This window comes from Sphingomonas sp. (genome assembly GCF_017744835.1).
GTDB lineage: Bacteria > Pseudomonadota > Alphaproteobacteria > Sphingomonadales > Sphingomonadaceae > Sphingomonas.
In genome coordinates, this window is sequence record NZ_JAGIAM010000001.1 from 44,928 (window position 1) to 58,338 (window position 13,411).

Annotated in this window: 1 protein-coding gene (running past one end of the window); it reads right to left on the reverse strand. The window is 68.0% G+C overall.

What is annotated here, in order from left to right; all coding sequences use genetic code 11:
• Positions 1 to 13,411 carry the 3' portion of a tandem-95 repeat protein gene (locus tag J7500_RS00215; RefSeq protein ID WP_294058968.1) on the reverse strand. It continues 18,077 nt past the right edge of the window, so 13,411 of the gene's 31,488 nt are visible here — the last part of the coding sequence; the start codon falls outside the window, past its right edge; its stop codon occupies positions 1 to 3.

Here is a 13,411-nt window from a genome sequence, read left to right on the forward strand (position 1 = left end):
TCACAGCGTCCAGAGGCCGAAGTCATCGCGTTTCCAGTCCAGCCGTTCCGCCATGGCCGCGCCCGTGAAGGACGCCATGTTCTGCCGCATCAGCGCGAGCAACTGCGCGCTGTCCGTGTCCGATGCGGGAGCGGAGGCGGCTCCGACCGGAGTGAGCGCCTCGTCGTAGATCTGGCGCAGGCCCCGCGGCGCGTCGGATACGGTCGCAGGGGCTGCGGGCGCATCGGCGCTGACCATGGCGTCGAACTGCGCGGGATCGTCCGGCAGGTTGAAGTAGGAGAGCGGGTTCGGCACGTTCGCGCTCTGCGACAAGGTGTCGATCGCGGCCTGGAGGTCGCTGCCGAGCGCGTCCGCGTCGGATATTCGCTTTTCGTACCGGAAATTCCCGATCGTCGCGCTGTACGATGACGACGACAACGACGCCGTGCTGCTTCCGCTGCCCGGGCGGTAGGCCAGCGCGGCATCGCCGACGGTGCCGGTGGTGCCGTTGGTGCGCGTGAAGCTCGCGGTCGCCAGTACCGCACCGTCGCCGATGTTGATCGCCCGGTCGCGCGAGGCGGTGCCGGTGACGCGGATCGACTTGATGCCCGCCGCCGCCAGCGTGCGGAGTTCGCCCGCGTCGCTCACGCCATTGCCGTTGGCGTCGACCCAGAGCTTGAGCTCGGCGAAGCGCGCATCGCTGGCATCGACCTTGCCGTCGCGGTTGCTGTCGAGGCGGGCGAGACCCTCCAGGCCGCTCAGCGCCTCTTCGTCCTCGGCCGCAAGGCTTAGCTCGGCGCCAGTGGTGATCCGGCCGTCGTCGTCGCGGTCGATCACCAGGAAGCCATCGCGCTTCGAGATCCAGCCGGTGTCGTCGCCCGCGCCGTCCCCGTTCATGTCGAAGCGGGCATTAGCCTTCTTGATCGAGACCAGGTCGACGCCGTTGCCGTCGAGATCGAGCACGACAGGCGAGAGCATGCCGATCGTCTTGTTTGAGAAGCGGATCGTCGCGGAAGCGCCGAGCAGTCCGGCTTCGGGATCGACATCGCCGCGCGCCTTCTTCGAGGCGACCGCCATCTTCCCGCCGCTGATGTTGATCCGGAACTTGCTGTCCTTGCTGCCGAAGACATAATCGCGCTCGAGCAGCTCGGGGACGTTCGACGCGGCCGAGAAATAGGTGAGCGCGGCGTCGACGAACTGGCGAGTCGTGCCGCTGGTGGTGGTGTAGCTGCCGCGGTTGAGGATCGCGACTTCACCGAACCGGCTGGTGCTCTCGACTGCGGTGCCGACGAGGTTGAGCGACTGCAGCCCGACGGTCGCGAGCGAGAGGATCTCGCCGCTGTCGACCGCACCATCGCCGTCATTGTCGCGCCAGACCTTGAAATCGGCCCAGCGCGCATCGGCCGAAGAGAGCTTGTTGTCGGCGTTGCTGTCGAAGGCCTTCAGGCCGGCAAGGTCCGAAGTCGCGCCCGCGACATCGTCGATGAACGAGAACTCGCCCGCATTGGTGACCGTGCCGTTGCCGTCGCGATCGAGGAACAGGAAGCCCTCGGTATTGCCGATCCAGCTCGTGTCGTCGGCCAGGCCGTCGCCATCGAGATCGTAGAGCGCGTCGCTGTCCTCCGCGGCGACGGTCGTCACGCCGTTTCCGTCGAGGTCGAGGATGATCGGGGAGGAGACCGAGACCGTCTCGCCGGCCTTGAACACCAGCTGCTCGATGCTCGAGATCGTATCGGTGCCGTCGCTGCCATCGGTGGCGGGAGCATTGTCGACCACCCGGACGGTGCCGCGGCTGGTGACGATCGAATAGGCCGAGCGCGCGCCGAAGAAATAGGCGCGGTCGAGTCCGGCGCCGCCGAGCAGCTGGTCGTCGCCGGCGTTGCCCCAGAGGTGATCGTCGCCCCAGAGGCCGACGAGCACGTCGTTGCCGTCGCCGCCGGCGAGCCAGTCGGCTTCGAGCCCGCCCGTCATCAAGTCGTTGCCCGCGCCGCCATGGAGATGCGACGACTTGAGCAGGTTGCCGAACAGGACGTCGGTGCCCGACGAGCCCTGCGACCAACTGGTGTAGATGCTGTCGACGCGCACCGCGACGGTTGCCGTGTCGGTGACCGTCCCATCCGAGAGCGTGTAGCTGAAGCTGTCGCTGCCGACGAAGCCGCCGTCGGCCAGATAGACGATGTTCCCGTCCGAATTGATCGAGACCACGCCGTGCGAGGCGCCGCCGACGCCGACGATCGTCAGCGGATCGCCGTCGGGATCGGTATCGTTGGCGAGCAGGTCGGTACGCGCGATCACCAGCTCCTGTGCCTGGAGCGTGATGAACAATGCGTCGTCGGCTGCATTGGGCGGCGAGTTCGTCATCACCACCGACAGGCGGAACGGGTCGCCGGTGGTGAGCGCGCCATCGCTGGCGGTCACCATGATGTCGAGCGCGCCATCGAAGCCCGCCGGCGCGGTGCCGGTGAAGCGGCCGCCCGAGAAGTGCAGCCAAGCGGGCAGCGCGCTGCCGTCGGCGAGCGTCGCCGCATAGCTGAGGGCACTGCCTTCGACATCGACGAAGCTGCCGGCGGGGATGGTGAAGTCGATCGCCGAGCCGGCCTCGATCGTCCTGTCGGCGAGCGGCGCCACGAGCACCGGCGCGTCGTTGACCGGGGTGACGGTCAGGCGAAGGGTGTCGCTCGTCGCCAGCAGCCCGTCGCTCGCGAACACCTCGATGTCGAAGGTGCCGCTGAAATTGGCGGGCGGCGTGCCGGTGAAGCGCACTCCGTCGAAGGCGAGCCAGCCCGGCAGCGCGGTCCCGTCGGCCTGCCGTGCCGTGAAGACGAGCGCGTCACCATCGACATCGGCAAAGGCGCTGCGGTCGAGCAGCAGGTCGATCGGCTGGTCCTCGGCGGTCGCGAGATCGGCGAGCAACCGGACCAGCACCGGCGCGTCGTTCACGCCGAGCACGGTCAGTTTGAAGCTGTCGGTGACCGAAAGCCTGCCGTCGCTGGCAGTGACCGCGATGTCGAGCGCACCGTTGAAGTCGTGCGGGGGCGTTCCCGAGAGGCGGCCGTCGGCGAAGCCGATCCAGCCGGGTAGCGGCGCGCCGCCGGCCAGCGTCACCGCCAGCGTCAACGGGTCGCCGTCGACGTCGCGGAAGCCGTCGAGCGGGATCGGCAGCGAGAAGGCATGATCCTCGGCGATCACGACGTCGGCCAGCGGTCCTTCGATCACCGGCGCGTCATTGGCCGGATCGATCGAAAGGCGGAACACGTCGCTCGCCACCAGCGCGCCGTCGCTGGCGGTCACTTCGATGTCGAGCGTGCCGTTGAAGTCGGTGGGCGGCGTGCCGGTGAAGCGGCCGCCTGCAAAGCCGAGCCAGGCCGGCAGGTCGCCGCCGCCGGCGATCCGGGCGCTGAGCGTCAGTGCGTCGCCATCGGCATCGGCGAAGCTGCCCGCCGGGACGGTGAAGTCGATCGCGCCGTCCTCAGTGACGGCGACATCGGCCAGCGGCTGGACCAGCACCGGCCGGTCGTTCACGGCCCCGACGTTAAGACGCACGAAGTCGCTGACCGTGAGGCTGCCGTCGGAAGCGACGATCTCGAGGTCGAGCGCGCCGGTGAAATTGGCCGGCGGAAGCCCGGTGAGATGGCCATCGGCGAAACGCGCCCATTCGGGCAGCGGATCGCCATTGGCGAGGCGCATCGACAGCGTGAGCGCGTCGCCGTCGACGTCGCTGAAATTGCCTGGCGCGATGACGAAATCGAACGCGGTATCCTCGGTCGCGCCCAGGTCCGCATAGGGTGCGACGAGCGTCGGCGCGTCATTGGCCGCGGCGATCGCGACGAGCAGCTCGCGGACCACTTCGATCTGGCCATCGAAGGCCGAGACCTCGAGCCGGATCTCGCCGTTGAAATTGGCCGGCGGGTTGCCCGACAGCGTCATCGTGCGGCGATCGTAGCTGAGCCACTCCGGAAGCGCGGTGCCGCCCGTCCCACGGACCTCGACGAGCAGCGCGTCGCCGTCCGCATCGCTGACGATACCGGCCGGCAGCGCGGCGCTGAACGGCTGGTCCTCGGTGCCGTTGAGCGTGGGCACCAGGCTGAAGCGCGGCGCGTCGTTGACCGCCGCGATGCTGACCTTGACCCGGCCGACGTCGCGCGCGCCGGTCGAGTCTGCGATCTCGTAGTCGAACCAGGCATCGCCGTTGAAGTCCGCGTCGGGCGTGATGACCAGCTGGCCGATGCCATTGTCGGTGACGGTGAGGCCGTGCGTGTCGAGGATCTGCGACAGCACGATCGCCTGGCGATCGACGTCCACGTCGTTGGCAAGCAGCTGCGAAGTGAAGATCGTGATGCCCTGATCCTCGGTGAGGCTCAGCACATCGTCGCCCGCCAGCGGATTGTCCGCCACCGGCAGGACGTTGATCGACACCGTGGTCGGGATGGCGAAGCCGTTCTCGTTGGTGATCGCATAGGTGAGCGTCACCTGGCCGAAGAAGTCGGCATCGGGCGTGAAGCGGTACTTGCCATTATCGAGCGCAGTGACTCCTGCGCCGGTGAGCCCGAGGAAGGTGAGCGTCGTCCCCGCGGGCACCGTGTCGTTGGCCATCAGCACCGCGGGATCGATGTCGATGTAGCTGTCCTCAAGCATCTCGAAGCCGGCGTCGGAGACCGCGACCGGCAAGTCGAACTGCGGGCGGATGATCATCTGGACGGTGCCGATGCTGTCCGCGCCGTGATCGTCGGTCACGCGATAGTGGAACTGCGCATCGCCGTAATAGCCTTCGCGCGGCGTGAACACCGCAGTGTCGCCGACCTGGACGACGCTGCCATTGTCGCCGTCGAGCAGTTCGACGATGCGGAAGGTATCGCTTTCGACGTCACGATCGTTGCGCAGGAGGTCGGCGAGGTTGACGACCAGCGGCACGTCCTGATCGCCGAAGAAGATGCCGTCCTCATTGGCGATCGGCGCGTCGTTGACGGCGGCGATGTCGAAGGTGAAGACGCCGGTGGCGGTCTTGCGGCCGTCGGTGATCGTGTAGCGGAAGTCGACCGAGCCGAAGACGTTCTCATCGGGCACGAACTGGTAGCGCCCGCCGGGGAGCTGGATGATTCGGCCGTTGGCGTCGTCGAATTCAAGGCTGACGAAGCGGATCGTATCGCCGTCGAGGTCGCTGTCGTTGGCGAGCAGATCGGCGGCGGTGAATTCGTACGGCGTGTCCTCGACCGCGGCGAAGACATCGGCCGCGGCGACCGGCGCGGTATTGGTCGAGAGCACGTTGACGCTGACCGTGCCGACGCTGACGCCGTGGCGATCGTCGGTGACGCGATATTCGAACTGGGCCGCGCCGCTGAAATTGGCGGTGGGCGTGAAGCGGATCTTCTCGCCGTCGAATTCGACCGAGCCGTTGAGCGGATTGAGCACGTCGAGGAAGCGGATCGGATCGCCGTCGACGTCGGTATCGTTGGCGATCAGCGTCGCCGGATCGATCAGCAGCACGCCATCCTCGAACGCAGTAAACGCGTCCGCACGGGCAATGGGCGGATCGAACAGCGAGCGGACGTTGAGCTCGACACTGCCGGTGACGGCGCCCTGCGCATCGTCGGTCAGCGTGTAGGTCAGCGGCTCGACGCCGGCGAAGCCGGGCTCGGGCGTGTAGCTGAGCATGGTCAGCGCATTGCCGTCGAAGCTGCGCGACAGCGTGGCGCTGCTGCTCACCCCGTCGAGCAGACGCGTGAAGCGCAGGCTGTAGTTGGAACGGACGTCGAGCGGGACAGTGGCGGTCACCGTGCCGGTAGTCGCGTCGACGTGCATCCAGCCGGGCAGCGCCGAGCCGTCGGCGAGCGTCGCCGACCAGACCGCGCCCGCCGCCTGGGCCAGCGCCGCCGGCGGCGCGATCTCGAGCGTGGCGAGGCTGACGGTCAGCGTGCCGTGCGCCGGCTGGCCGATCGCGGTGATGCGCAGGCGATCGCCGTCGTCGTCGCGATCGTTGCGCATCAGCGAGGCGACCGAGAAGCTGGCCGAGCCGGCCTCGAACAGAGCGATGCGATCGGTTTCGGCGACGGGCTTTTCGGGTTCGGGCGTGACGTTGAACACCAGAGTCGCCGGATCGATCGCCACGGCGCCCTTCTCGTCGGCGGCGAGATATTCGAGCACGAGCGTGCCGTTATAGTCGCGCGGCGCGTTGATCGTGATCTGCTCGGAACGCGTCGTGGTCGAGACGCCGCCCGCCCCCTTGACGGTGAAGTCGCGGTCGATCGTGACCCCGGTGAGGATCGACATGGTCGGCAGCGTGGCGCCGTTGCCGGTGACGTCGAGGCGGACGGGCAGCTGGCCGACATAGGCCGAGGGCGGCGTGCCGTCGAACGACAGCGTCTCGCCGTTGAACCCGAGCCAAGCCGGCAGCGCGACTTCGCTCTCGCGCTTGGCGGAGATCGCCGCGGCATCCTTCAGGTCGACCGCGAACAGCCCCTGTGCGGCGAAGAAGGCCTGATTGTGCAGGATGGTGTTGATCGCCGGGTCGAGCGGCTTCTTCGGATCGATCACGAACTCGAGCGTGAAGCCCTCGTTCGCGGTCGTGTAGACGCCGGCGGGCAGGTTCGCCGCGTCGGGCGTGAAGGTGATCTGGAGGCGCGCGACGGGCGCATCCGCATCGGGCTCGAAGCCCGTGCGCGACAGCGTCATCGTGTCGAGATCGAAGCTCAGCCAGTCGGGCAGCGGGCGGCCGCCGAGCAGGCTCGCCGAAAAGCTGCCATGTGCGATGTCGAACAGCGCGACGTCGCTGTCGTAGCGGACGCCGCCAGGCAGTGCCGCAGGGTCGAGCGACAGACTGGCGCTATGCGTGACGGGCGCCGCATCGGGCGTCGCGCGCCAGGCGAAGTCGAGCACGACATCGACCGGCGCCGTGGTGCCGGCCGGCGGCGTGCCGGTGAAGGTCCAGGTCGCGGCATCGAAGTGGAGCCACTGCGGCAGCGCGTCGCCGCTGGCGAGATGGGCAGTGACGCTGGTCCCCGCTCCCATCGTCTGCGCCGTGAACTCGAGCGACGAATGATGCGCCTCGCGCACCGTGAAGTCGCTCATGATCGCGCTGCGCAGCGTCACGCCGCTCGCCAGCCCGGCGGCATCGGCCGCGTCGAACCGGTAGCGATAGGCATAGGTGGCGCCGTTCGAGGGATCCTTGACGAAGACCGCGACGTCGACCGGTTCGGTCTGCCCCGAAGGCCAGGAGCCCTGGAAGCGCATCGTCGCAGGATCGAAGCCCAGCCAGTCGGGCAGCGCATCGTTGTTCCCGGCGCGTGCCACCACGCTGAAATCGAGCGCGAGGAATTTGGTCGTGAGCTGGCCGACGACGTGCGACGAGCTGAAGAAGGGCGGGTCGCCCTGCAGGTCGCGATCGTTGCCGAAGGCCTCGGCCGCAGTCACATAGACGGTCTTGTCCTCGATGCCGCTGGCGACGTCGTCGAACAGCACCGGCGGGTCGTTGCGCGGCACGACCGTGATCGACACCCAGCCGGTGGCGGTGCCGCCGCGACCGTCGCTGATGTAATATTCGAAGCCGGCGCTGCCGTTGAAGTCGTCGCGCGGGCGGAATTCGATCATGCCCTGATCGTTGATCCGCGCCTTGCCGTTCTCGGCGAAGCGATAGGTGCCGTCGAAGTGGAGCGGGTCGCCGTTCTCGTCGCTGTCGTTGGCGAGCAGCGCCGCCGGATCGATCACGAGCAGCGTGTCTTCGTAGGTGCGCAGGCCATAGTCGTTGCGCGCGACCGGCGCGTCGTTCAGCGGCCGCACGCCGATCTGGTAGTGGAGCGTCGCCGCCGCGCCGCGCGCGTCGATCACGTCGAACGCGATGTACGAGCTCTCGACACCCGAGGTCAGCCGCTCGGGGGTGTAGGCGATCGTCTGCGTGGCCTGGTCGAACACTGCGCTGCCGTTGTCGGTCGCGCTGCCGTTGGCGGCATAGTGCATGCCGACGAAGGAATAGCCGTCGCCTTCGATGTCGTAGACGTAGCGCATCAGGTCGGCGACGGTGATCGCCGTCGTGGTCTCGAGGCGCACGGTCTGCTTCTGGTTGCGCATGCGCGGCGCGTCGTTCACCGGCTCGATGTAGAGCTCGACATGGCCGGTCGCGGTCGCGCCCTCGCGGTCGGCCACGACATATTCGAAGCCGGCGAAGCCGAAATAGTCGGGCCGGATCTTGAGCTCGACATAGTCGCCGTCGAGCTTCCACGAGACGTTCGTGGCGGCGCCGGTATAGTCCGAGTCCTTGTAGGGCGAGAGCGCGGCACCGGCGTCGCTGTGCAGCGGATTGAGCGAGACGATGTGGAGCTGCTCGAACTCCATGTCGCCGTCGATGTCGAAATCGTTGAGCAGCAGATTCTCGATGCGGATGCGCAGGATCGTGTCCTCGGTGCCCGTGAAGGGCCCGTCGTCGACCGCCACCGGCGCGTCGTTCACCGGCGACAGGTTCACTTCGACCCGCGCAGTGGATTCGCGGCCGAATTCGTCGCGCACCGTATAGTCGAAGAAGGCATCGCCATTGAGGTTCGCTGCCGGCGTGAACTCGATCATGCCGTCTTCGCGGATTCGGGCGGTGCCGAACCGCTCGTTGCCGACAGCGACCAGCGACAGGCGCTCGGCGCCTTCGGTGACGTCGTTGGTGACCAGCGTGGCCGGGTCGATCACCACGACCTGATCCTCCACGCCGAAACGATAGATGTCGTTTCGCGCGTTGAACCGGCCGGCGCGGACCAGCTCCTCCATCCGCGCGCGGTCCCATACCGTGCCGTTGGCGAAGACGATCTCCTCGATGCCGGTCTCGCGGCCTAGGAAGTGATCCTTGATCGTCGCGGCATCGGTGAGGAAGCCGCCGTCATTCTCGAGCTCGATCAGCAGATCGTCGCCCATGCGGACGAGCGAGACGTCCTTGGGTAGCACATTCGCGCCCAGCACGACGCGATCGGTGTCCGCCGCAGCGCCGAGCTCGGTGACCACGTCTTCCGAGCTGTCGAAACCGACGACGTAGCTGTCCGACCCCAGGCCGCCGCGCAGCTGATCGTTGGCGAAGCCGCCGTCGAACCAGTCGTCGCCGGTGCCGCCGATCAAAGTGTCGACGGCGTTCGAGCCGATGACCTTCTCGATCGAGATCAGCGTGTCGCCCGCCGCGTCGCCGGCCAGGCCCTTGCCGAGCGACAGGTCGACGGTGACGGCCGTGTCGCTGGTCGAATAGTCGGCGGTGTCGAAGCCACCGCGGCCGTCGAGCACGTCGGCGCCGAGCCCGCCGCGCAGGATGTTGTCGGCGCCGTCGCCGCGCAGCACATCGTCATGATAGCTGCCGTTGACGATCTCGATGCCGCTGAACGTGTCGCCCTCGGCATCGCCGCTGCCGGCGGTGCCATCGGCCATGTCGACCGTCACGCCTTCGAGCGACAGGGCATAGTCGGCAGTGTCGGTGCCCTCGCCGCCGACCAGCGCATCCGCGCCGCGCCCGCCGATCAGCACGTCGTCGCCGCCGCCGCCCGAGAGGACATCGTCGCCGCGATGTCCCTCCAGCCGGTTGGCGCCCGCATCGCCTTCGATCACGTCGGCGAAGTCGCTGCCGATGACGTTCTCGATCGAGACGAGCGTGTCGCCCGCCGCGTCGCCGCGCGAGGCCGTGCCCGCGGCCAGCGAGATGGTGACGCCCTCGGTCGCGCCCGAGCTGGCGGTGTCGTCGAAATAGTCGGCGGTGTCGCTGCCTTCGCCGCCGTCGACGCGGTCGGCACCGGCGCCGCCCTTGATCCGGTCGTCGCCCTGGCCGCCATAGAGGCTGTCCGCCCCGGCGCGGCCCTCGAGCAGGTCGTCGCCGCCCTCGCCATAGAGCGTCTCGTCGCCGGTCGTGCCACCGAGCTGGTCGCCGAACTCGGTGCCGCGCAGCGCCTCGATGCCCACATATTCGTCGCCCGCCGCGACGCTGCCCTGGCCGACGCGCGATTCGAGATCGGCGCGCACGCCGATCGTCGCGCCGGTGAACACCACCGTATCGAAGCCGGCGCCGCCGAGGATGCGGTCCGCGCCGTCGCCGCCGTCGATCAGGTCGTCGCCGTCGCCGCCCTCGATCAGGTCGTTGCCCTGCCCGGCATCGATCAGGTCGTTGCCGCCCAGCGCCACGATATGGTCGTCGCTGTTCGAGGTTCGGATGGTGTCGGCGAGCGCGCCGCCCTCGACATAGTCGATCTGCGTCGAGCCCCTCAGCACGCCGCCGTAGAAGCTGTCGACCGAAGCCGTGGCGAAGCCGGTGTCCTGCAGCCCTTCGGCGTCGGCGATGCGATATTCGATCGTGACGTCGCCGGTGAAGCCCTGCGGGAAGCGCACCACCACGAACTGCTCGCCGCGGAACTCGACGACTTCAAAGCTGCCGACCGCGACGCGGTTGCCCTGCGCCAGCTCGGCTGGGTCGAGCACTGCGTCCACGCCGACGAAGCGCGGCCGCGGCCGGTTGGGATTGTCGAGATCGACGTCGATCGTGCCGTCGCCGTCGGTATCGGCCTGCTCGATGTCATAGTCATTGCCGATCAGGTCGGCGACGCGGATCACCAACGGGATGTCGAGCGGCGTGACGAAGCCTTCGTCGTCGACCACCGTGGGATCGTCGTTCGACGGGATGATCACGATGTCGACATGGCCGGTGGCAATCCCGTCCGCATCGTCGGTAACGCGATAGGTGAAACCCGAGGAGGCACTGGCGTCGCGGAAGGGCGTGAACAGGATGTTGCCCTGGGCGTCGGCCTCCAGCGTGCCGTTGAGCCCGCGCTCGGCCGCCCAGTCGAGGATGCGCAGCGGATCGCGGTCGATGTCGGTATCGTTGCCCAGCAGCGACGAGAGGTTGATCGTCGTCGGCACGTCCTCGAACACATAGATGGTGTCCGCGCCCGCGACCGGCGGCGCATCGCCGACATTGGCGAACCACAAGGTCACGACGCCGCCGTCGACCAGACCTTCGGGATCGGTGACGGTATAGGCGAAGGTCGCCTCGCCCCAGAAATCCGCGTCCGGCGTGAAGATGATGTTGCCGCCCTCGATGCGGAGGTCGCCGTGCACGGCCTCGCGGGCCTGCTCGAACTTCACCGCATAGCCTTCGGGGTCATAGTCGTTCTTGAGCAGCTCGATGATCGGGATGACCATCGGCGTGTCTTCGGTGCCGTTGAGGAAATAGAGGCTGGGGCTGCCGTGGTTATCGTCGGCCGCGACCGGCCGATCGTTGACCGGCGTATAGGCGATCGTCGCGCGCGCCCAGGCGAGCCCGCCCTGGTCGTCGGTCACCTGATAGTCGAACCAGGCGTCGCCGTTGAAGTCGGCCGTCGGCTCGAACAGCACCGTGCCATTGTCGAGAAGCCGCGCAGTGCCGCCATGGCTGTTGGCGACGGCAGTGACGCGCAGCTTGTCGCCGTCGCGATCGATGTCGTTGGCGATCAGGCGCGCGGTGTCGATGACGATCGGATCGTCCTCGAGGATCGGATCGCCCGCCTGAGTCCGCTCGAAGCGGTCGGCACCGGGCTCGGGCGCGTCGTTGACCGGCGTGACGTTGATCGAGACGCGGGCCGTGGCGGTCACGCCCGCGGCGTCGGTGACGACATAGTCGAAATAGGCGTCGCCCCAATAATAGGCGCGCGGCGTCACTCGGATCGTGCCGTCGGAGTTGAAGCTCGCCTCGACCGTGGCGCTGGAGACCAGGCCGGTGATCGTCAGGCGATCGCCGTCGACGTCGCGATCATTGGCGAGCAGCGCGGCGGGATCGATGTCGAACGCAGTGCCTTCGGCAGTGACGAAGCCGCCGTTGCCAACCGCCACCGGCGCATCGTTGACCGGTGCGACGGTGATGAAGACCTTCGCCTCGGCACGGCCGCCCTCGGGCGTATTGGCGACATAGCTGAATTCGGCCTGGCCGTTGAAATCGGCATTGGGCGTGAACGCGATGTTGCCGTCGCTCGACAGCGACACGGTGCCGTTCTTCGCCCCAAAGACCTGGCCGACGATCATCCGGTCGCCGTCGAGGTCGTTCGAGAGCAGGCGCTCGACGCGGATCGTGAGATACTGGTCCTCGTTGACCGTGAAGCCGGTGTCGGCGATCGCAGTCGCGACCGGGCGGACGCGCACGTCGATCCCGCCTTCGCCAAAGGCGTTGCGGCCATCCGAGAGCGTGTAGCGGATGTTGACCGGGCCGGCGTAGCCGCCGGTGGCGGTGAACAGCACATTGCCCTGCGCGTCGAGGCTCGCGACGCCATTGTCGCCGGCATCGACGGCGACGATGCGCAGCGCGTCGCCGTCGGCATCGAAATCGTTGCGCAGGATCTCGGCGGCGCTGATCACCAGCTGCTGACCGGTGACGACGGTGTAGAAGCCATCGTCCTTCGCGATCGGCGCGCGGTTGTCGAGCAGCGCGCGCATCGTGTCGCGCGACCAGGTGACTCCGTCGGAGAAGGTGTAGCTCTCGATCGCGCGGCTATCGAGCGCCAGCGCATCGACGATCGTCAGGCTGTCCGCCGGCGAGGAAGCGAAGCGGATGACCACCGAATCGCTGCCGCGGAACAGCCGCTCGACCTTGGCGTCGGTCGAGGCGAAGTCGAGGAAGCGGACCGTGTCGAGATTGCCGCCGGCGGTCGAGAGATCCTCGATGGTGTCGTTGCCGTTGCCGCGCGCGAAGCTGTAGGCGTCGCTGCCCGCGCCGCCGATCAGCCGGTCGTCGCCGGCGCCGTTGGCGAACGAATCCGCCCCGTCGAAGCCATAGACATTGTCGTTGCCGCTGCCCTGCGCGTCGCTGACCGCGCGGGCGCGCATCGCGGTGCGGTCCCACACCGTGCCGTCGGCGAAGCGGACGACCAGCGCGTTCGACGTGCCGTTGGCGCTGCCGAGCGCATCGCGCAGGATCAGCCGGTCGCCGGCGCCGGCGAAGACGATCACCAGATCGTCGCTGTCCGGGCCCGCGCGGACCGCCGAGACCACGTCAGCGAGCTTGTAATCGGTCAGCCGCACTTCGTCCTCGCCGCTGCCGAAGGCGTCGATCCGGTCGTCGCCGTCGCCACGGCGATAGATGTAGACGTCGTTGCCGGCGTCGCCCACCAGCAGGTCGGAGCCCTTGCCGCCGGTGATGGTATCGGCGCCCGCGGTACCCTGGATCACGTCGTCGCCGTCGGTGGAGGCGTCGGCGAGCAGGCGCGCGCCGATGTCGGCCAGCGACAGCGTCTCGCCGGTGTCGGTAAGGACGATCGTCTCGATGCCGGTGTTACCGCCGAGCGAATCGAGCAGGACCAGCTCGTCGCCGGCATCGGCGAAGGACACGATCAGGTCGTTCATGCTGCCGGCGCGGCGCACGAAGCGCAGATCGGCGGCGGCATAGCCGGCGATCTCGACACGGTCCGCGGTCGAGGCGGCATTGTCCTGGATCGTGTCGCGGCCATCGCCGCGCGCGAAG